This is a genomic window from Streptomyces sp. WI03-4A (assembly GCF_033792105.1).
Lineage (GTDB): Bacteria > Actinomycetota > Actinomycetes > Streptomycetales > Streptomycetaceae > Streptomyces > Streptomyces collinus_A.
Window position 1 is genome coordinate 74740 of the sequence record NZ_JARAUO010000002.1, and the last position, 21470, is coordinate 96209.

A 21470-nucleotide genomic window follows, 5' to 3' on the forward strand; every position below is an offset into this window, starting at 1 on the left:
GTCGGGGTATGGCAGGCCTTGTAGAGCGGCTGGTGCCGGAGGAGCTGTGGGAACTGTTTCGGCGGGTCGTGCCGCCGACCGAGGTAGTCCGCCCGCAGGGCGGAGGGAAAGGCGAGCTGCCGATCGCGAGGTCTTGGCCGGGATCATCTTCGTCGCTACCTCCGGCTGAACCTGGCGGCAACTGCCGCCCGTGTTCGGCCCGTGCTGGCAAACGGTCTATCGGCGTTTCGCCCAGTGGAGCCGCGCACGGGTGTGGGCCCGGCTACACCGTGTGATCCTGGACGAGTTGGGAGCCCGTGGTGAGCTGGACTGGTCCCGCTGCGCGATCGACTCGGTGAGTATTCGCGCCGCAAAAGGGGGCTGTTGACGGGACCGAATCCGACCGATCGCGGCAAGAACGGATGGAAGATCCACTTGATCACGGACCGGAACGGACTTCCGCTGTCCCTGGGGATCTCGGCCGCCAACCTTCACGACAGTCAGGCTCTGAAGCCACTGATCTGCGGTATCCCTCCGGTCCGCTCCCGCCGCGGCCCTCGTCGACGCAAGCCCGACAAACTCCACGCCGACAAGGGGTATGACTACGCCCACCTGCGGCGATGGCTTCGAGAGCGGAACATCACCCCTCGCATTGCTCGCAAAGGCACCGAATCGTCGAACCGGCTCGGCCGTCACCGCTGGGTCGTGGAGAGAACAGTGTCCTGGCTGGCTGGCTGTCGGCGCCTGCACCGTCGATACGAGCGCAAGCCCGAGCACTTCCTGGCCTTCGTCGGCGTCGCAGCAGCCCTCGTCGGACATCGCCGCCTGACATGCTTAGGTGCTAGGTCAGTCCGCCGACGGGGTCAGAGGGTCCGGTCGGGACAACGTCTCGGACAGCGGCAGCCCGTCCCTTGCGGCAACGACCCGACGCACCCGCAGCTCGGATCGTGTCCGCGGGCGGTACTTGGGCTCCTTGCCACACCCGCAGACCGATAGCCCCTCGTAGCGCAGCCCTTCACCCAGCACCGCAGCCACCACAGACCACGCGTGGACATCACGCCTGGGCGGCGGAGCGAAGTCATGACCAGCGCAAATGAGGGGCTGAGAACAGTTTGGGCACACGTGCTCGCGCTGAGGAAAGGCATGCTGCTTGAAGCTGACACGGCACGAAACACACGCGTAGTGCAGCTTGTAGTAGGTCATGGCGTAGAAGCACACCGGGTCACCGTACCGACCAGTCCTTCAGGCAGACCACCCGTTTCGAGCGACCAACAGTCCGCCATCAGAAACACCCTCTGAGGCGTGTCTGGCGGATCATGCTGCGATCGGCACGTTAGGCAGGTCATCACTACGATCACTGGATGTTTGAGTACCACGGTTGGATCACGGTCAGGGCGAGCGCAGCGGAGGACGACGACGAGGCGCGTCTGCGGCGCATCGTCGATGAGCTTGAGCTTCACATCGCCCAGATGGACAGCCCGTACTTGCTTGACCTCCGGTGGATGAACGGTGAGCCGTTCATCCACCTTGGTGGCTACTCCAATCACCGTTCGTCGCCCGACGTTGTCGAACTGTTCAAGCATGTGGCCGTAGTTGCCCCGGGTTCCTATGGGCTCCTCCACGTTCGCGATGACGAGGATCCGGGCCACGAAAACGAGGTAATCGTGCTCAGGCTCGTTCGCGGCGTGGTCACGCAGCACACGGAGGCGCTGCTGTCTCCGTGCACCCCAACGGTGGAGGATCCCTTCACCGACTGAGGCGTCTTTGACGGGTCACGCTTGCAGCCAGAGGCGGATCGTGGCCACCGTGACGGTGCCGTGGAAGACGTAGGCTCGCTTGTCGTAGCGGGTCGCGACGGCGCGAAAGCTCGTCAGGCGGTTGATCGTCCGCTCGACTTCGTTGCGGCGCTTGTACTGCCCCTTGTCGAACCCAGTGGGCCGGCCCCCGCGGCTCCCTCGGCGCCGACGGTTGGCCCTCTGGTCCTTCGGCTCGGCAACGGTGTGCTTGATATGGCGTCTGCGCAGGTAGCGGCGGTTCCTGCGGGAGGACTACGCCTTGTCCGCGCTCAGGTGTCCCGGCCGGGTGCGCGGGCGCCCCTCGCCCTTGCGGGCCACTCGGATGCGTTCGAGTACGGGGATCATCTGTGGTGCGTCGCCCCATTGGCCGGGGGTGATCAGCAGTGCGAGAGGTCTGCGACCACCTTCGCTGGCGAGGTGAATCTTGCTCGTCAGACCGCCCCGGGACCTTCCGAGTCCCTCGTCGGGGCGATGCTGCCGGGGTGTGGCTCTTTTTTCGGAATGCGGGGTGTCTTCCTGCGGGCTCCGGCGGCGTGTGGGCACGGCAGCACGTCGAGTCGACGCCCACCATGCTCCAGTCGATCCGGCCCTCGGCGTCGGCATCAGCCTGGACAGCCTGGAGGATCCGGTCCCAGGTGCCGTCCGCGGACCACCGTCTGTGCCGTTCGTAAACCGTCTTCCACCTGCCGAACCTCTCCGGCAGATCCCGCCATGGGATCCCGGTCCGCTCACGGAAAAGGATCCCGTTGATCACCCGGCGGTGACTGACCCACCGCCCACCACGCCGTCCGCAGAGGGGCAGATGCGGCTCAAGCCGGCGCCATTCCTCGTTCGTCAGATCACCACGGCCCACGACCAACTACACGGCCGGGCAAGCCGAAACACTCATGATCCGCCGGACAGACCCTAGGCCGGGTCCCGTTCCCAGGCCGGGGCGTGGTCGAGCCGAGATCACGGTTACTACCTGCGCCGCTATCCCGCTGATGTGCCCAGCGCCGGACGGGGCGTCGTACTGCGGTTGAGGGTCCGCCGGTTCGCTTGCCAGGATGTTGCGCGACGGGTGCCTGGTTCGGTGTGGCTGACAGTTCGGGGTTGTGGACCGCACCCCGGGCATTCGGCACCCTTCACATGCAGCACACATCCACGCGCACTATCGCGATGTTCACGTCCACCGACAACGCTGCACTGCTCGCTGGAGGTGGTCTCGGTGACTGGCTGCTGGACCGATATCTCGGAGCCTCTGCCCAGTCCGGTCGAGCCTGGTACGTTCCTCGTGCGCTTCCTGCGCGATCAGCAGGACTGCGTCATCTGGTACCTCTACCTGCGCCCTTCGGGTGAGGTTGTTCGTGGTGCACTCCTGGCTCTACGACGCCTACGAGTACGAGGCACGGCGCGATGGAGAGGAGACGCAGACCGATCTCGACGATCTGGAGGAGAAGAGGCCGCGATCCTCTGGTGTGCATCTTCGTTCGCTCAACGGTGATGACCTGTCGGGACTCGAGCCTGAGGTGCGGGACTACTTGCGCCATTACGCGCCGCCCGGGACACGCGCGGGGCCTGTTTCGCGGAACTGGCGATCGCTCTCCCCGGCCAGGATCCCGACATCCTCGTGGAACGCTGCCGCATCCTGCGGGCAGACTGCCTTAGCCTCCTGGTTCTCGGCCTCTCCTCGGCACCGGGCGGAGTCGCGTGCCGGAGCCCCGCGCTTGGACAGGGCGCCCTCCGGGCGGTCACCAGCCGTTGTGCAACAGGAACTTGCACTCGGAACGTAGTGGCCGGGAAGGCTCGCGTCCCGGTCATGCCGACGCCCGCGAGCAGCGGGGTCGACGCGTCGGGTCAGCGACCTGGCTTCGTTCACGTGAAGTGGCTCTGGCTCAGGTTTTGTGTTGTGTGCACGCTGAGTAGTGGCTGAGGCCGTCTGGCCGGCTGGGCTGGGAGCGCTTCAAGCCGAGCATGGCCGAGTTCCGGTACCTGGCGCCGTGCTGCGGCTGACCGACACCCCGAGGACACCGGTCAGGCGGGCACCGGCCCGGCCCGCGAGCGCAAGACTGACTGCGGTCAGCGTCGACCGCAGCCTCTCGGTTCGCTGACCGTGCCGACGCGTCAGCCCGGGTATCTGCTCCACGAGAAGCGGTGGCGCTGGATGCTTGTTACTCCCCCGCGGGCCGCCAGCGCCCTGTCTCGCGAAGGGTGATCCACACGGACCAGCTCGTGATGACACAGGCGGTGGCCATGACGATGGCGATGGCGGTGCCTGCCAGGGCCGGGGGCACGCCTTGCGCGTTGATCGGTGGCTTGAGCATCGGCAGTGTGAGTAGGAGAGCTGCACCGGCGCCGGCCGCCACGGCGATCGTGAAGCCACCGAGGAAGACCAGCAAGGTCGTGCGGACGAAAACTCTGCGGCTGCCTGCGATCACTACGACCGGTGCCATGGAGCGACCGAACCGGAGGAACTCGGCCATGCTGGCAAGGCAGGTGGTGAAGGCCAGCAGGGCAACGGTGCCCAGAGCGAACAGGGGAAGCCACCATCCCTGTTCCTGGTAGACGGCGAGACCTGATGTCCACTCCGTCCCAGGAGGATCCGCGGTCCATCCGGGCAGCAGGCGAGCGTTGGCCGTTCGCTTGATGTCGGGTCCGGACACTTTCGTGCCGGGCTGGGCTACGAGGTACAGGTACGCGAGTCCGTCCGGATTCGTCACCGTGCCCACGGTCGTCACCACGTCGGTCGGGCGGCCCGAGGTGGTGTCCGAGGCCAGAGCACTTCCTCTCGGCGACGTGGTGTTGGCCGTGGTGACGCTGACCTGCTGATGAGCCTTCGGCAGAGGAAGACCTGCCTGCTGCAGTGCCGCCCGTGAGCCACTGATCCGCATGGTTGGCTGCCCGGCCACCGGAGCGCTCGGCTCGTACACCGCCAGTGCGGCGAGTCCGTCAGGCAGGGCCTTGAGGAAGGAATCGAGTCGCTGGCTCGAGTTCCTGTCGATCCCTTCGACCTTCATGACGGTGTCCGAAAGCTGGTGCTGAACCTGGCGTGCACCGGTCTCGCTCGGACTGACCCGGTTGTTCCAGGTGTAGAGCTGAGCGGAGACTCCCATGACCATGACGATGCTGACGATCACTCGGGCGAGCGCAGCCGGCTTGGTCGCAAGCCAGCGTCCGGCGAGGAGTGCCGAAGCGCTGGAGTACCGGCGCCCCCAGGAGGCCAGTCCTCGTCCGCAGTGAGCCGTGAGCAGTGCCAGTGCTGCGGGTAGCGAGCACAGTGCGAGCAGGGCGCCCACGGTGTACGGGATCAGGAAGAGGAACTCGTTGTCGTCGAATCCGAGCAGCGAGGGCCCGTAGAAGGCGAGGCCCAAGGCGAGCGGACACAGCCAGGCTGCGGTGCGCAGGAGCGACCGGCGGTCACGTGCGATCGGCCGGATGTGAGGTGACGCCGACACTCGAGGCTGCACGGTCATAGCTACGGCTGTCACTGCGATGGCCGCGGCGAGGGCACACAGGTAGAGCGAAGCGCCATGACTCTGCACATAGCGTGCGGTCATGACGAAGTTGACGCCGGGCAGGGGCCAGTTCGTTCCCTGGTAGATCCACAGGGTCAAGATGGCCAGGGCGCTGCCGACAAGGACGGGGGGCCCGGCTTCTCCCAGGTCGATCAGCAGACGGTGACGGCGTCCCACGCCCAGGGCATGCAGCACGGCCTGGCGCCGGTCCCGGGCCGCAGATCCAGTCCGCGCGGCGATCACGGTGAGGCAGAGGGCGGGGGTGAGCCATGTCGCGGCGATCAGGACGTAGAAACCTGTGGCGGGCTGGACGGATGCCGGCTCTCCGAACGGCATTCCGGCAGAGTCGCCACCCCATCCCTTGACGTACATGCCTTCTTCAAGGTGGCCGCTGGGCCGCACGTAGATCAGGCGCTCGGCAATGCTCGCCAGGCCGTCGGCCTCGAACGGCACGTCCATCGAGCCGTAGCGGCTAGCGATCTCTTCGTCGGCACCAGCCGCCAGAGCACCGTACGAGATGGCGGAGTGTCCGGGGGCGGGCCAGGAACGCAAGCCCGGCGGCGGTGTGGCGTTGCCGGTGAGCGGTTCCACGTAGATGACGGAGTACTGTTCGCCACCAATGGTGTCGAATGACTCCTGCCAACGTGCGATCGCCTCAGCTTTATGTGACGGGGGCACCACCTGCGGACTGCGAGCCGCCTGAACGCTGTCCCGTCCTTCATAAGTGGCCGCGACGACGACGAATGCGGCCAAAGAGACTGCGACCGCGAACGTCGCGGCGCACAGTGCGACCAGACGCAGCCGTCCGCTCTCCGTGCCCCGGGCGGCGCTGCGGCCGATACGCAGCGAGGCATTCGTGAGCCTCGCGGGGGCTGCTTTGCGTCGTCTCATACCGATGCCGTCCCGCCCTGGTGCAGCAGCTTCCCGTGACGCAGTTCCAGCTGCCGGTCCGCTCGTGCCGCCACCGAAGCATCGTGAGTCACCACGACCAGCCCGCAGTTCCACCGCGCAGGAAGGGAGAACAGCAGATCAGCAGCGCTCTCCCGGTTGTCCTCGTCCAAGGCGCCAGTAGGCTCATCGGCGAGAAGCAGGGCCGGCTCGTTGATCAAAGCGCGAGCCAGCGCTGTTCGTTGCCTTTCGCCCCCTGACAGGTCAGCGGTGTCGCGGCGGAACACGGGAACGCCCAGATCCCTCAGCAGCTCTTCCGCGCGCCCATAGGCGGCCTTCCTGTCACGTCCCTTGAGCAGGGCAGCCAGAGCAACGTTCTCGACAGGAGACAACTCGTTGAGCAGCTCGGCGAACTGGAAGACCATGCCGATGGTGTCGCGGCGATGGCTTGCCAGCTTTCCCTGGCTCAGACGCGTGATGTCCTTGCCGGCGATCTCGATCTGACCAGCCCTGGGCCTGACCAGCCCGAGCAGGCACGTCAGGAGGGTGGACTTGCCACTGCCGGACGGCCCGGTGATGGCGACGGACTCACCGGATTCGACGCTGAGTTCAGCCGAGTCGAGCAGGGTGCGGCCCGGGATCTCGTACTGCAGACCAACTGCTGTGAGGACGCGTCGAGCCGTGGCTGTCGAGGGTCCCGTGAAGGGGGTTGCGTGAATCATGGGCACTTTCTGGGGGAAGGGGGACAGCACGCCCGCATCCCCCGGAGAGCTGCAATCTCCGGGGGATGCGGGCACTAGACCGTCAAAGGAGTCGGTCAGTTGGGCCGGTGTTCAGCTCTTCCAGGAGCTGTACTTGTCCGTTCCCGTGAGCTCCTGCTCCTCGATGCGCGCCTTCAGGATGTAGCTGCCGGAGTCGCTCGAGTTGCATGTAGAGGAGCCAGTCTTCACCCAGATGGTACGCAGGGTGCTGGAGCGGTTCGCCAGGCCCACCACTCCTCCGCGCACGCGCACCAGCCGGGCCTACGCCCAGCCTGACCGCCCAGAGGCGTCGACGCCCCACTGGTCCCCGGTCGCGGCGCTGCTCGAGCCACACCGCGGGTGGCCTGCCAGAGCCATGCCGCGCCCCCGGGGCCTGCCGTGGCCTGCCGTGGCCTGCCGTGGCCTGCCGTGGCCTGCCGACGGGACCAGAGACGTCACCGCTCGTCATTGAGCAGCGAATACATGAACATGTCCCGGCGTTCGTCCCCCACCTGCTGCCATGACCGCAAAAGCCCCTCACGCTGGAACCCGGCACGCTCGGCCGTGCGTATGGATGCCGTGTTCCACGGCTCCACCCACAGTTCGAGCCGGGGAATCCGCAGATCACGCAAGGCCCAACCGGCCACTGCGTCAACGGCAGCCGCGGCGGCACCCTGGCCACGCGCCGACTTGACGACCCAGTAGCCCAGTGACGCACGGCCCTCAGCCAGGTCCCTCAGCCACAGCCCCACCTGGCCGACCGGCCGATCGTTGGAGGCCACGATGGCGAACGTGTACCCAGCCCTCGTGGTCGCCCGGTTCCACTGCCGTTCGATGAACGCGACGCCTGCCTCCTCGGAATAGGGCGACGGCACCGTCGTGATCAACGGGATGTGGTCGTCTTCCGACGCCTCACGGACAAGCGGAAGGTCCGAAAGACGCCATGGCCGAAGCATGAATCCACCAGCAGCGAGTTCAGGCACGTCAAGAGGTTGCTCCATGCGCCCATCCTGCCGTGGTTGCCGACCGGCCCGCTGCCTTGTCGCAAGCACCGCCCCGCGCTCGTCTCACCCGTCAGGACATCGCGCCTCGTCCCATGACCACGCGCCTCGCCCCGCACCAGAGAGCCACCAAATCCTGCTCAGCACCGGCCGCGGGCCCGGCCGTGGCAAGTGGGCGCCGCGCGGCAGGCAGCTGCAGAATGCGCACGGTCGGGGTCGACCCGGGCTGACCCGGATCGGGCGCGAACGCCCCTTGATCGCCCGCTGGCATCATCAAGCTCCCAACCCGTCCTCTGATTGTCCGTAGAGAACGCGGGAAGTCGACTTCGTTCTCGGCGTCGAAGGGCATGGAGTGCAGGCCGGTGATCTTGCGCGGGAGGCGAGCTGCTCGGCCAGCGCACGTCAAGATAGGAGATCGACGACGGCGAGATCGTGCTGCGGCTCGCCCTCGCCCCTCGGTGAGCGCCTAGGGGCACGCCGAGTGCGGCGGGCCGACACCTGCGATCTTGGTGATTCCTTTGCTCGTGCTTGGCCGTACCGCGTTGCGACAGGTGATTCCCGTGTGCGAAGCTGCCGAAGTTTGATCGCTGGACTGGTCGCAATGGCCGTCCTGCTACGGGGACTTGATGGTGAACGACGCAGGGGACACGGGGAGCGGCGGCCCGGCCGGAGCGAGCGCAGGCGTGCTGGGGCCGCCGCGGTCGCGGCTGACGGACATCGCCGATCAGACGGTGCTCGACATCGGACGTAAGAGCCCGGACACCGGGCGTAAGGGCCCGGACACCGAACGTACGGGCCCGGGCGCCGGGAGGGCGGGAGCCGGGGCCGCCCCCGAACCGCCGGACGGCGACGAGGGCGCGGAGGCTCCGGGCGGGGCACGGACAGGCGTCGCTCCGGCAAAGCACGCGGATGGACCGGCGCCTGCCGCGTCACCGGACGGGTCCCCTCTCGAACAGGAAGCCGCACGGGCGCGACGGCGGCAGTTCCCGGCACAGTTGGGTGAGTTCCGGCGGTCGCAGGTGCTGGTGCCGGTCGGAGCGCCCGACGGGCAGGGCGGCGGGGTCGCTCCGCTGACGGTGGACATGGGCGGGGTGCGGTGGATTCTCGCGTTCACCGGGGAGGCCGCGCTGGCGCGGTTCGCGGTGGCCCGTGGAGAAGGGGATCGGCAGTGGCCGTACCGCGGCGTGTGGGGCGCGGCGTTGCTGGATGCGGCCGTGCCCACGGTGGCCGAGTCCGGGATGCCCTGCGGGGTGCTGGTGAACGCGGCCGACGGTGCACGGGGGTTGGTGCTGCCACCGGTGGTGGGCGTGGTGCCGGAGGAGGTCGCGGTGGACCGGCCCGGCGGCCCCGGCTCGTCGCCCGGCCCGGCGGCCTCACCCGGCTCCTTTGATTCGTCGCCCGGCGCCGCTGCATCGCCGGGCCCCCATGATTCGTCGCCCGGCGCCGCTGGGCCGGGCAGGCAGGAGGAACAGTAATGGGGGCGATGCCTGCGGCAGGCGGCGGTGCCGGCGAGGGGCAGAAAGGTTTCGGCGGAGTTCCGGGCGGGGCTCCTGACCTGCGGGTCGTCGGGCTGGCGATGATCGCCGACGGGATCAACAAGGCCCTGGGCGAGCTGGGCAAGCTCGGCTTCACCGACAAGGTGGGCTGGTCGGGCGTGGGGCGCGGCTTCGACGACCTGGAGATGGACGGCATGACGATCGGCGACGAGTCCGTCGGGGCCGACTTCCACTCGTTCTGCGAGCGCTGGCAATGGGGGGTGCGGGCCCTGGTCGACGAGGGCAACGCGTTCGCGGAGGCGGTCGGGCTGTCGGCGGGGACCATGTACCAGACGGACCAGCTCGTCAAGAACTCCTTCAAGGTCGGGCTGAACTCCCTGGAAGGCAACCCGTACGCCTCCGAGCAGCAGATCGAGAGCCAGAGCTGGCGGCAGCTGGCCACGCCCGCGTGGCTGCATCCGGACTACAGCGAGAAGTCCTTCCGCGACGGCGCCTCGGCCTCGGAACAGGTTCTCAAGGGAATGGCACGTGACGTGGTGACCACCGAGACGCTGCCCGGCATGGAGAGCGTACCGACCGTGCTCGGTGTCGACCAGGACGAGTACAACGCCGCGGTGAACAAGGAGCTCGGCCTGAAGCAGGAGGGGCAGGGCTGATGTCGGTCTGGAAGTACGGCGGCGAGTTGCTGAGCGGGGGCAAGAACCTCTTCGACCACGCCAAGCGTGAGACGGGGCATCTTGTCGACGAGGGAGCCGACCTCACCGGCGACATGTTCGACGAGGTCGGCGCGCACGGCGTGGCCCAGAAGGTGCGGCACGGCGGAGACCGGGTCGCCTCGTATCTCGGTGCGCACGTTGCCGAGCGGCAGCTGGGACCGGACGTCGAGCCGTCCGATCTGATCCACGGCAAGCCGTCCACGATCCGTGACAAGGCCAAGCACCTGCTCGTGTTCGCGACCGCCTTCGAGGAGGTCGGCGTGGGCATGAAGGCCGTGGACTCGGGCGGCTGGAAGGGCCGGGCGGCGGACACCTTCCGGGAGAAGTTCGCCCTGCATCCGGCTAAGTGGCTGCAGGCCGCGGCGGCCTGCCAGGAGGCGGCCGGGGCACTGAACGGCTTCGCCGACACCATCGAATGGGCGCAGGGGCAGGCCAGGGAGGCCATCCGCCGGTACAAGCAGGGCAAGTCCGCCTCAGACGCGCACCGCGAGCAGGTGGAGGCGTACCGGCTCAAGGCGGAGCTGGGCCATGACGACCCGGGGCCGCGGCCTTCCGAGAAGGATCCCGGCGAGCACGCGATGCAGGAGGCGCAGGAGATCCTCGACGCGGCCCGGCGGCAGCGGGACAGGATCGCCGGCGAGACCGGGACCAAACTGCGGGCCGCGCTCCAGCACGCTCCCAAGGAGCCGTCGCTCGGCGGGCAGTTGAAGCTGGACGGGATGGACTTCATGGCATCCCAGAGCGTCGACGCGGCGCATTTCCTCGCCGGCGCCGTCAAGGGCACGGCGGGCATCGTGAACTTCGCCCGCAGCCTCGACCCGATGGATCCGTACAACCTCACGCACCCGGCCGCCTTCCTGCAGAACAAGGTGGAGCTGCTCGGCGGCGTGGTCTCCATGGCCACGCATCCCGACCGTGCCCTGCAGTCGGCCTGGAACTCGCTCAAGTCGGACCCGTTCCAGTTCGGCGGTGAACTGCTCCCCCAGGCCGCGCTGGCCGTGGCCTCGGACGGGGCCGGAGCCGCGGAGGTGGCCGAGGACGGAGCACTCGCGGCCGAAGGTGCCGAGACCGCGGCAGCGGACGGTGCCGCCGCCGAGACCCCGGGGGCGGCCGAGAGCCAGGCTCCGGGGGACGTCGAGTCCGGGGGCACGGACCCGATCAACCTGGCCACGGGCAAGATGTACCTCGCCCAGACCGACGTGACGCTGCCCGGTTCCCTGCAGTTCGCCTTCAAGCGCCGGGTGGAGTCGGGCTACACGCACGGGCGCCGGTTCGGTCCTTCGTGGGCGAGCACGGTCGACCAGCGGCTGGACATCACCCCGGCCGGCATCGCCTTCGTCCACGAGGACGGGATGCGGCTCTCCTACCCGCACCCGGCGCCGGGCCTGCCCGTCATGCCGGCGCACGGCCCGCGCTGGCCCCTGAGCCGCGAGGCCGACGGCTACACGGTCACCGATCCGCAGGCCCGGCGGGTGTGGCACTTCGCCGAGCGGAACGAGGCACTGGCCGAGCTGGTACAGATCGACGACGGCAACGGCAACTGGATCGGCTTCGAGTACGACGAGGCGGGGGTCCCCTCGGCCATCGTCCACAGCGGTGGCTACCGCCTGCGGATCGACAGCGCCGACGGGCTGGTCACTGGCCTGCACCTGGCCGGCGGCGGCGAGGGCGGATCCGACCTCCGGCTGGTCCGGTACGGGTACACGCAGGGGAATCTCACCGAGGTCGTGAATTCCTCCGGGCGGCCCCTGCGGTTCGGTTACGACGAGGCGCGCCGCGTGACGTCATGGACGGACACCAACGGGCACGCGTACGAGTACGCGTACGACGACGCGGACCGGTGCGTCGCGCAGGGTAGCACCGAAGGGCACATGAGCCTCCGGCTGTCCTACGGCGAACGCGACCCGGAGACCGGGCTGCGGACCACGACGGCGGTCAACGGGCAGGGCGCGGTACGCCAGTACTTCGTCAACGACCTGCACCAGATCGTCGCCATCGTGGATCCGGCGGGGCACACCCGCCGCTTCACGCACGACCGGTTCAACCGTCTGCTGTCCGAGACGGACGCGGTCGGCCGTACGACGTCCTACCGCTACGACGACCTGGGGAACCTGGCGGAGATCGTCCGCCCGGACGGCCGGCGCACGACGTTCTCCTACGACGCCCGCGGGCTGCTCACCCGTGTGGTGCGCCCGGACGGAAGCAGCGTCCGGCAGGAGTTCGACGACCGCGGAAACCGGACGTCGGTCGCCGATTCCGCGGGCGGCAGGACCTCTTTCGAGTACGACGAGTACGGGCGCCTGACCTCGCTGTGCGACGAGTACGGCCGGGTGACCGAGATACGCTGTGATCCTGCCAGCCTGCCCGTCGAGGTACGTGATCACGCGGGCAACGTCATGCGGTACGAGCGGGACGCGCTCGGCCGCGTCGTGTCGATCACGGACCCTATGGGCGCGACCGGTGAGATGGAGTGGTCCGTCGAGGGCAGGATCACTCGACGGCGGAACCCGGACGGGACCGAGGAGACGTGGACCTACGACGGTGAGGGCAACTGCCTCACCCACACGGACACGATCGGCGGCGTGACCCGTTTCGAGTACTCCGGGTTCGACCTGCTCACCGCGCGCATCGAGCCCGACGGTTCCCGCTACGAGTTCGAGTACGACAAGGAGCTCCGCCTGACCCGGGTGACCAACCCCCAGGGGCTGTCGTGGACATACGCGTACGACGCGGTCGGACGGCTGGTCACGGAGACCGACTTCGGCGGCCGGGTCAGCCGCTACGCCTACAACGCGGCCGGCGAGTTGGTCTCGCGAACGAACGCGCTCGGGCAGGTCGTCTCCTTCGAGCACAACGAACTGGGGCAGGTCGTTCGCAAGACCGTCGACGGGGAGGTGATGACGTACTCCTACGACTTCACCGACCAGATCGCGCAGGCCGCCAACGCCCACACCGACCTGACCCTCCTGCGCGACCGGCACGGGCGGCTGGTCTCCGAGAGGATCGGCGACCGTGAAGTGGCGTACCGCTACGACGAGTCCGGGAGGCCCACTGCCCGAACGACGCCGTCGGGCGCCGTGAGCACGTGGGAGTACGACTCCACGGGGAGGCCCTTCCGGCTCACGGCCGACGGTCGTGTCATCGCGCTGGAGTACGACCGGGTCGGCCGGGAGGTGGGCCGCCGGTTCGGTGAGTCCCTGAGCGTCTCCCGGTCGTTCGACGCGATGAACCGGCTGATCTCCCAGGCGGTGGACCACGCACGCGGGCGTATCCAGTCGAGGACGTACGAGTACCGCGCGGACGGCAGTCTCCTCCAGGTCCACGACCAGCTGAACGGCGTGCGGCGGTACGAGCTGGACCCGGCGGGAAGGACCACCCGGGTCAGCGGAGCGGGATGGGCGGAGTCCTACTCCTACGACGCGCTCGGCAACCAGCTCTCGGCCGACTGGCCCGGGCGCCGGTTCGGGGACGACGGGTGCGGCGACCGGGCCTACCGGGGCGCCGACCTGGTGCGCGCCGGCCGGATCCGCTACGAGCACGACGCCGCGGGACGGGTGGTACTCCGCCAGAAGACCCGGCTGTCCCGCAAGCCGGACACCTGGCGCTACAGCTGGGACGCGGAGGACCGGCTCACCCAGGTCGTCACTCCCGACGGAACGGTGTGGCGGTACCGGTACGACGCGCTGGGCAGGCGCGTCGGCAAGCAGCGCATGGCCGAGAACGGCGTCGACGTGCTGGAGCAGGTCGACTTCGCCTGGGACGGTGTCTCGCTGTGCGAGCAGACGACCAGCTGGGGGGACTCGGGCGACGCGGTGACTGTGACGTGGCACCTCCACGGCGCGGAGGCGGTGGCGCAGAGCGAGCGCGGGACGAGGGCCACGGCCTCGCAGGAGGAGATCGACGCCCGCTTCTTCGCCATCGTGTCCGATCTCTCGGGGTCTCCCTGCGAGCTGATCGATGAGTCCGGTGAGATCGCCTGGCGGTCGCAGGCCACGAACTGGGGAAAGCTGTCCTGGTCGGTGCGAAGTCACGCCTACACTCCGCTCCGTTTCCCGGGGCAGTACTGCGACTCCGAGACGGGTCTGAACTACAACTACCTCCGGTACTACGATCCCGAGGTGGGCCAGTACGTCAGCCAGGACCCGCTCGGCCTGGCTCCGGCGGCCAACCCCGTCGGGTACGTGGACCGCCCCTCGGTCCTCTGCGATCCCCTCGGGCTCGCGCCCCAGAAGTCACCGATTCCGCCGAAGCCGTACGAGACGCCGAATCTCGCAGACCTGGCGAAGCAGTTCAATCCCGAGGGAGGGATGACGAACTGCACCTACACCGTCGACGCATTCGAGCGCTATCTTCGCGGCGAGGGAATAAGCCCCGTGCCGGGAGACATCAAAATTCAGCAACTCGACCGACTGGAGCACGTGTACGGAGGCAGCTTCGAGCACAAGGGTTTCTGGGAAATGGTCGACCATATCCGGAACTCCGGTGACGGTGCGCGCGGCATAGTCGCGGCACGCCCCTGGGCAGATGACCCCGGTCACGTGTTCCACATCATAAACCACCAGGGTCGGGTACTTTTCGTCGACGTGCAGACGGGATTCGTCGACCCCATGCTCTATAAGTCGTTCAAATTGATGAGGACCAACTGATGTACACGATGCAGCAAGCGGAACAGCTGGCCAAGGATTTCCTCCGGGAGAAAAGCGCTGAGTCGGAGTGCGAGCTCGCCCTGTTCGAGGAGGACGGATACCGGGCGGAGAAGGGCGAGTTCTTCTACTTCGCCTTCCAGGGGGCGAAATACGTCGCCACCAGGGACGACAAGTACTTCCTCTACGGACCCACCAATATCTCGGTGCACCGCACGACCGGCGAATGCCGACTGCTCAGCGCCCACGAATCGCTGACGTTGGACCCCTTCGACCGCCGTTCACGCTGACCGCTTCCGGGACGCCGTCTTCTTCGCCGCCGTCTTCTTCGCGACCGGCTTGGCCGTGGTCGCCTTCTTGCCACCCGCCGACTCGGCCGCCGACTTGCTCGCCGTCGTCTTCTCGGCGGCGGCCTTCTTCCCGGCCGTGGAGGCGGGGGTGCCATCGGTGGTGTCGGCGAACAGGAAGTGATTGAAACCGTGCGTGAAGGGTCCGCCCTGCCCATCGAGGGCCTGGCCGATGGCGTCCTTCAGGGCAGGCAGGCGGTCGTCGGGGACGTAAAGGTCGACGAGCAGCACGAGTGCGAAGTAGGCGTCGAGTTCGTTCGCCTGTATGGGGCGGATTGTGATGCCGGGCGGGATGGTGGTCATGCGGGGTGCCCTTTCGGTCCAGGGGTGGTGCCGGGCTCGCCCGGGGCGGGGAGATCGGCGGCAGTCGGACCGTGACGGGGCCGGGAGCCAGTAGTGCTTCGTTACGTCGGGTGATCTTGCCTGGTGATGGGCATCTTCGGGGTGTGAGGCTGGGGGAAGTGGAACGGCTCCGGGGTGAGTTAGCGGAGTTCGTGGGTGATGTCTCGGATCGGTGCCGCGGCGGGATCAGCGGCGGTGGGGCGAGTGTTATCTGCGGGGCCTGATGTTGGACGGTCGGTGCAAGTCGATCCAGCCGATGGCCGAGCGGTTGCCGGACGGGAACATGCAGGCCCTGCAGCAGTTCGTGAACCAGTCGCCGTGGGATCCGTTGCCGGTTCGGCGGCGGATCGCCCAGCGGTTGTGCGAGGCGATCGCCCCGAGGTATGGGTGGTCGACGATGTGTCGTTCCCCAAATGCGGCACCGCCTCGGCCGGGGTGGCCCGCCAGTACTGAGGGGCGTTGGGCAAGCGGGCGAACTGCCAGGTCGCAGTCAGCGTGCACGCCGCCACCGACACCGCGTCGTGCCCGTTGGAGTGGGAACTGTTCCTGCCTGAGGAGTGGACCAGTGACCACGTCAGGCGACGGCGGGCCGGGATCCCTGACGAGGTCGGGCATGCCTCAAGACCCGACTGGCGCTCGGGCTGCTGGACCGTCTTGCGGAGCAGGGCCTGGCAGTGCCGGTGATCGTGGCCGATGCCGGCTACGGCCGCAGCATCTCCTTCCGGCTCGCGCTGGAGGAACGCGGCTGGTCCTACGTCATGGCAGCGGATCCCAAAGAGATCGCGCGGCTTGCCGATGCCGAGCCGTATCAGCCGGCTTACGAGTTGGTGCGTGATAGCGGGGCGGGTTGTGTTTGGCCTGGTCGTGGCCGGTTTTTCAGGCGTTGATGGTGCGGTCGGGGACGAGGCCGGCGATGGCTCGGTAAGTGTCAGGCAGGCGGTCGCGGCGGTGGGTCCAGCGGGTCAGTTGCTTCCAGCGTTTATGGTCGGCGAGGGCGTGTTCGACGGTGATGCGGTCGGAGGAGTGCCCGTGGCGGTCGCGTTCCCACTGCTGGACTCTGCCGGGTAGTGATCCTGGACGCGGTTTTCTGGGCGGTGTGATCGCTTGCCCGCGGTGGTCGCGGCCCAGGCCGAGGTAGCCGTCGTCCAGGAGGACCTCGACCTCGGGGCAGTGCTGGAAGCAGCTGGCGATGCCTTCGTTGCGGGCGGCCGTGGCATCGTGCATACGGCCAGGCCGCAGGGCGTCCGTCCATAACGTGCGACCCCGCCAGTCAGCGATGACGGTGGCCTTCATCGAGTTCTGCTTCTTCTTCCCGGACACGAACGCGCGCCGTCCACCGCGTCCGGCCGGGGGCCGGCGGACCTGGATCTCGGTGGCGTCCAGCCGCAGCTCAATGCCTTCGGCCTGGGCGTAGGCGAACACGTCCGCCAGTGTCCGCAACCGCAGGCCCGGACGGTCGGGAACCGCGCACCCCCGCTCCGCCAGGAGCGGACGTATCTCTGTGATGATGGTGGAGCGGTCGACGCCGAACAGCAGCCCCAGCACGGAGTGCGGCAGGTCGTGCCGCAGATGGATCAGCGTGGCCACCAGCCGGTCGACGAAGACCAGCTGGTGACGGGCGCCGGCACCCGCGGCCCGCTTCCTGGCCCCACCCCGCGCAGCATGACGGCGGCCCTCCAGACCGGCCTGCCACGACACCGCCAACTCCTCTATCAGACGCGCGAGATGACGCCGAGAGATCCCCGTAAGCAGCCGATGGTAGATCATGGTTGAGTGATACGTCGCCATGAACTGTCGGACGCCGAGTGGGAGTTCGTGCGGCCGCTGCTGCCCCGCGCCGAGTCGGGGCGGAAGCGGGGCGACGACCGGATGGTGTCCTGAACGGGATTGTGTGGAAGTTCCGGACCGGGTCGGCCCGGCGGGACGTGCCCGAGCGGTACGGATCCTGGGCGACCCTGCACACACGGTTCCGCCGGTGGGCGGCCGACGGAACCTTCGATCGGATGTTGCGGGCCGCCCAGGCGAAGGCGGATGCGGCTGGGGTCATCGACTGGATGGTGTCCGTCGACTCCACCATCGTGCGGGCCCACCAGCATGCCGCCGGGGCCCGAAAAAAAAAGGGGGCTCCGCACCCCGGGGCTCGGACGGTCGAGGGGCGGCCTGACCAGCAAGATTCACCTTGCCTGCGACGGCCTGGGCCGCCCGCTCGGCTTCACGATCACCGGCGGCAACACCAACGACTGCACCCAGTTCACCGCCGTCATGCAGGCCATCCACGTGCCCCGGCTCGGTCCCGGCCGGCCCCGCATTCGCCCCTCGCACGTCATCGGTGACAAGGGCTACAGCTCCAAGGCGATCCGCACCTGGCTGCGAGCGAGAGCGGAGCATCGCCCACACCATTCCCGAGCGGCCCGACTAGATCCGCAACCGGCTCCGCCGCGGCCGACGCGGCGGACGGCCCCCGGCCTTCCACAAGGCGATCTACAAGCACCGCAACGTCGTGGAGCGCTGCTTCAACCGCCTCAAGCAATGGCGCGGCATCGCCACCCGCTACGACAAGACCGCCCAGTCCTTCCAGGCCTCCGTCACCCTCGCATCACTGCTGATGTGGGTGACGTTTGACGACACGCTCTAGCGCTGCAGCGCCCGGACCGACGGCATAATCATTGCTGCCATTCGGTCCACATCCTGGCGCCTTCGCCGACGTATCTGATGGTGTTCTTAGGGATCTACTGGTCATGGATGTTGTTCCCCTGGTTCGCCTCCTACGACGCCGACGATCTGCCTTACCGGCTGCTTACCTTCCTGCAGATGGTCGGCGTGCTCGTCTGCGTCGCGGGTATCCCCGAGCCACCGCAGGTCAAGGGCAGAACGCCGTCTGCCGTCTCTCTTCTGCCTTCTACCGGGTCGTCCCGGAGCGGGAGACAACCGGATCGGGGATTCAGATACCGATGGGTGCCGTGGGGCGGTTGGCGAGGTGCTCCTGTAGTTCGCGCTGGCGGAACTGATAGGCCATGCCCGCCATGCGGAGCAGTCCGAGCTGGTGGCAGCGGTCCAGGAATCTGCCGAGCCGCCAGGGCAAGTGGCGCGCGCAGAGCAGGAAGGCCATGTAGCGGATGGCGACCGGCCCCGGGCCGCCGATGAGTCCGAAGGCGACCGCGAGAGCGAGCCCCCACGCGACGCCGCACACGGCGCCGACCGCAACACCGAGCCCGCCCGCGAACCCGAACCCGAGCAAGCTGGCGAGTCCCTGCAGGAGGCCGAACCCGAGCACCATGATGAGCATGCCGGTCAGGTCAGCCCGTACGGGCGCCCGCGGATCGATCACGGAACTGCTTCCCCGCTGGACGACGCTACCCAGGATGGTGCCGAGGACGACCGCGTTCACAGCACCGAAGGCGATCCCCGGCGCGGCCCCGTCACGGATGCCGATGGCGATTCCAAGGCCGGTGCCCACCGTGACAGCGGGGACCAACGCCACGAGGCCACTGCGGCTGCGCAGTTGCTGGAAGTCGAGCCCTCGGGGCTCCGGCCGGGAACGTCTGTAAGACATCATCCCCGCGAAGGGGGCGAGCGTGGAGACGACGCAGGGAATGACGAACGACCAGTGCAGCAGCACGCAGAACATGCCGAACGTGATGGAGGACGGAAGCAATATGACGTAGGTGACGATGGCGGCGACGATGCGGGCCCGGTCACCAGCCAAGGGCCACAGTTCGTGCAGGACGATGTCGCTGCCGGACAGCTCCCGGCCAGCCACCCGCCGGGGAGGGTGCAGGGCGTTGGCGTTCAGGTAGCGGGCGAGAGCCGCCAGATGACGCCAGGTCCTCTGCGGGTCCAGCCGGATCATCCGGGCGCGGGGAACCGCCTGCTCGCCGTCGCCGCCGAGGGGCGCATTGACGGCGGCTTTGATGTACCGGTCGAGCAGATGGCAGTAGAAATCTCCGCTGCGGGCGAGGGTAAGGAGGTCAGCCGGGTCGCGCAGGAAACTGTCGTCGTCGCCGCGTTCCTCGTAGACGACGGCTGCCAACGTCAGTCGCCAGGGGCTGTCGAGCTTCCTTGCCAGCGGCGATCGCGCCGACGGCTGACTGGTCGGCGGGGTGACCGCGTCGAGGACGGTTTGCCAGCGGGCCAGATTTCGTGGCGAGTACCCGACCCGTGCCCGGAGATACTCCACGATTCGCTCCGGGTCGATCCGGGCGATCTGCACCCGGGTTGCCTTCTGCGGCTGTGCCTCCGCGGCGACGAGAGCCTCGTAGGCGACGTGACGACAGGTCAGCACCACAGGAGCCTTCTCACCGGCGTGTCCGTGGAGGTCGACGGCACGCAGCAGTCGCGCGGCGCGGGAGGTGCGGCCGGGGGTGGGCGTGGTGTCCATTTCGTCCAGACCGTCGATGACCGGGAACACCAGGTTGTCGCGGACCAGGCGGCGGGCGTCCCGCGGGGCGAGGTGATAGGTACGCACCAGGTGATGGGTGAGCCAGTCACGGATCGGCGTGCCCGGCCACGCGGTGGCTGCGAGCCGAACCGGTACAGGCTGACTCTCGCGTCGGTCGCGGATAAGACCGAGCACCAGGGCGATGGCCAGGACGGTCTTTCCTGCTCCTGCGTCGCCTGCTTCGCGCCGCCGTCCACGGCTGCTGCGGCTGCCGGGTGGGCCAGTGATGACCAGGCGTGCTGGCCGAACCGACAGGTAATATCCGGCGATGTCTTTCAAGGTTCTGTGGCCGGCGGCGCCCTCCACGCCATAGGCATCCGTACAGGTGAAGGCGAGGTCGATCGGACCGTTCCGCGCCTGCCGGTCCCCGCCCAGGAGCTGCGTGTACTCCGCATCCTCGGTGGTCAGCACCCGCGTGGCCAGGTCAGCGGCGATCACTGGACCGGTGCGGGCCTCGCGTAGCGCGACCACTGCCAGCCGCACACCCCACACGCCCATGACGGTGCCCAACACGCCCGGCAATAGGGACAGCACCCCTGCGGCGTCGCCGTACTGCAAGTGTCCCTTGGTCAGCGCCCGCAGCGTCCAAAACGCAGCGGCCACGCACACCAGCCCGCCGATGGCTCCCAGGCAGTACCAGCCGACTGGTCTCCTCGTCTCCATGGGCGGGATCATCGCCTGCCCCACCCGTTCATCGCAGGGCTGTTACCAATTCTCTGCATTGAGAAGCCGTTGTCGTACCGATCTTGATGGACGCCGGCTCGAGTGCGGTGACTCGGTATGAAGGCGGGGCCTCCTACCCAGCTCGGGATTGTCGAGATCCGAACGAGCTGGCCGGGAGGCCTCGTGTCGCAGGCTTGCGGTTGTGCTTGCGGTGTCAAATCGGTTGCTCGGTAGTGTGATTGGGCTGGTAGTCCACCGACAGCGCCGACCAGTCAAGCCCTTTCACGCCACATGGGCAGCTGCGACTTCTGCTTCGCCGCCGGCGAGGGCAAAATGGGTTCGGAACTCGCCGACGCAAGCCTCTACCGTGAACGCGAGTTGCAAGACGGTCTCGCTTACACACCCCGAATCGCTGCGCTGGATCTTCTCTGACCTGGTAGAGGTCGAACTGCGCCGCGCGCGGGTGGAGTCACCCGAGTCAGCGCTCCTCGGAGTGACGTTCCTGTGGACCGCCTTGTTCCGTCGGGATGCAGCTGCTGCTGGCCAACGGCATGCTGCCGAAGATCGACTTCCCCGAGCTGCTGCTGGAGGTCGCCGAGCTGACCGGCATGACGACCGCGTTCACCCACATCTCAGGTGCCGACCCGCACATGGACGACTTCGAGGTCAGCGTGTGCGCACTGCTGCTCGCGGAGGCCTGCAACGTCGGCCTGACCCCGGTCGCCGCCGAACGTGCCCGCCCTGACCCGCGCCCGCCTGGTCCAGGTCGACCAGGGCTACCTGCCGGCCGAAACCATCTCCGCCGCCAACGGGATGCTCATCGGTGCGCAGGCCAAGGTCGACATCGTCCGCGCCTGGGGCGGCGGGCTGGTCGCCTCCGCCGACGGCGTGCGTTTCACCGTGCCGGTGCAGACCCTGCACGCCGGC

11 protein-coding genes and 8 pseudogenes are annotated in these 21470 nt (G+C 68.1%); 12 read left to right on the forward strand and 7 right to left on the reverse strand.

All coding sequences use genetic code 11. The annotated features are described in order from the left end of the window. Nucleotides 1-8: 8 nt before the first annotated feature. Both PV343_RS03275 and PV343_RS03280 read left to right on the forward strand, forming a co-directional pair. Nucleotides 9-792: pseudogene (locus PV343_RS03275) on the forward strand (IS5 family transposase); the annotation flags it as partial. A gap of 548 nt (nucleotides 793-1340) precedes the next feature. After that, entirely contained in the window at nucleotides 1341-1736 is a 396-nt protein-coding gene (locus PV343_RS03280) for an Imm7 family immunity protein (protein ID WP_319145231.1), read from the forward strand. Between the two features lie 15 nt (nucleotides 1737-1751). Here PV343_RS03280 and PV343_RS03285 read toward each other — a convergent pair. The 4 genes and pseudogenes from PV343_RS03285 to PV343_RS03300 all read right to left on the reverse strand — a co-directional run bounded on the left by PV343_RS03285 (nucleotide 1752) and on the right by PV343_RS03300 (nucleotide 7898). Then, a pseudogene (locus PV343_RS03285) lies at nucleotides 1752-2628 on the reverse strand (IS5 family transposase). A 1297-nt stretch (nucleotides 2629-3925) separates the two neighbouring features. Beyond that, the gene (locus PV343_RS03290; RefSeq protein WP_319145232.1) at nucleotides 3926-6160 is read right to left on the reverse strand and encodes an FtsX-like permease family protein; all 2235 of its coding nucleotides are present in this window, start codon (nucleotides 6158-6160) and stop codon (nucleotides 3926-3928) included. Next, entirely contained in the window at nucleotides 6157-6879 is a 723-nt protein-coding gene (locus PV343_RS03295) for an ABC transporter ATP-binding protein (protein ID WP_319145233.1), read from the reverse strand. The genes PV343_RS03290 and PV343_RS03295 overlap by 4 nt, the downstream gene beginning before the upstream one ends. Nucleotides 6880-7352: 473 nt before the next feature. Then, nucleotides 7353-7898, reverse strand: a complete 546-nt coding sequence (locus tag PV343_RS03300) for a GNAT family N-acetyltransferase (RefSeq protein WP_319145234.1) — start codon at nucleotides 7896-7898, stop codon at nucleotides 7353-7355. A gap of 626 nt (nucleotides 7899-8524) precedes the next feature. Here PV343_RS03300 and PV343_RS03305 point away from each other — a divergent pair. From PV343_RS03305 to PV343_RS03320, 4 genes are read left to right on the forward strand one after another with little or no spacing between them, the layout of a single operon-like run. Further along, a complete protein-coding gene (locus tag PV343_RS03305) occupies nucleotides 8525-9373 on the forward strand; it encodes an SseB family protein (protein ID WP_319145235.1) in 849 nt (282 codons plus the stop codon). An 8-nt stretch (nucleotides 9374-9381) separates the two neighbouring features. Further along, nucleotides 9382-10050: a hypothetical protein gene (locus PV343_RS03310; protein ID WP_319145236.1), complete on the forward strand. Its 669-nt coding sequence runs from the start codon at nucleotides 9382-9384 to the stop codon at nucleotides 10048-10050. Beyond that, nucleotides 10050-14756 (forward strand): putative T7SS-secreted protein, encoded by a 4707-nt coding sequence (locus PV343_RS03315; RefSeq protein ID WP_319145237.1) that lies wholly within the window; start codon nucleotides 10050-10052, stop codon nucleotides 14754-14756. The genes PV343_RS03310 and PV343_RS03315 overlap by 1 nt, the downstream gene beginning before the upstream one ends. Next, entirely contained in the window at nucleotides 14756-15043 is a 288-nt protein-coding gene (locus PV343_RS03320; RefSeq protein ID WP_319145238.1) for a hypothetical protein, read from the forward strand. Before PV343_RS03315 ends, PV343_RS03320 begins: the two co-directional genes overlap by 1 nt. On the opposite strand, the gene PV343_RS03325 is transcribed toward PV343_RS03320, so the two are convergent. Continuing rightward, a complete protein-coding gene (locus PV343_RS03325; RefSeq protein ID WP_319145239.1) occupies nucleotides 15035-15403 on the reverse strand; it encodes a hypothetical protein in 369 nt (122 codons plus the stop codon). The two genes, PV343_RS03320 and PV343_RS03325, sit on opposite strands and share 9 nt — an antisense overlap. 143 nt (nucleotides 15404-15546) lie before the next feature. Between PV343_RS03325 and PV343_RS03330 the strand changes: the two are divergent. Then, nucleotides 15547-16314 (forward strand): annotated as a pseudogene (locus PV343_RS03330) (IS701 family transposase); the annotation flags it as partial. 4 nt (nucleotides 16315-16318) lie between these two features. Here the strand turns inward: PV343_RS03330 and PV343_RS03335 are convergent. After that, complete coding sequence (locus PV343_RS03335; protein ID WP_415923442.1) at nucleotides 16319-17209, reverse strand: transposase family protein; 891 nt, start codon at nucleotides 17207-17209, stop codon at nucleotides 16319-16321. A 6-nt stretch (nucleotides 17210-17215) separates the two neighbouring features. Between PV343_RS03335 and PV343_RS03340 the strand changes: the two are divergent. After that, nucleotides 17216-18077, forward strand: a pseudogene (locus PV343_RS03340) (IS5 family transposase). A 77-nt stretch (nucleotides 18078-18154) separates the two neighbouring features. Next, nucleotides 18155-18280, forward strand: a pseudogene (locus PV343_RS03345) (low temperature requirement protein A); the annotation flags it as partial. 103 nt (nucleotides 18281-18383) lie between these two features. Here the strand turns inward: PV343_RS03345 and PV343_RS03350 are convergent. Then, nucleotides 18384-20543, reverse strand: a complete 2160-nt coding sequence (locus PV343_RS03350; RefSeq protein WP_319145241.1) for an NACHT domain-containing protein — start codon at nucleotides 20541-20543, stop codon at nucleotides 18384-18386. A 309-nt stretch (nucleotides 20544-20852) separates the two neighbouring features. Between PV343_RS03350 and PV343_RS03355 the strand changes: the two are divergent. The 3 pseudogenes from PV343_RS03355 to PV343_RS40265 form a co-directional block, all read left to right on the forward strand. Continuing rightward, a pseudogene (locus PV343_RS03355) lies at nucleotides 20853-21078 on the forward strand (class I SAM-dependent methyltransferase); the annotation flags it as partial. A gap of 16 nt (nucleotides 21079-21094) precedes the next feature. After that, a pseudogene (locus PV343_RS40260) lies at nucleotides 21095-21259 on the forward strand (Tn3 family transposase); the annotation flags it as partial. Between the two features lie 16 nt (nucleotides 21260-21275). Next, nucleotides 21276-21467 (forward strand): annotated as a pseudogene (locus tag PV343_RS40265) (Tn3 family transposase); the annotation flags it as partial. Between the last annotated feature and the right edge of the window lie 3 nt (nucleotides 21468-21470).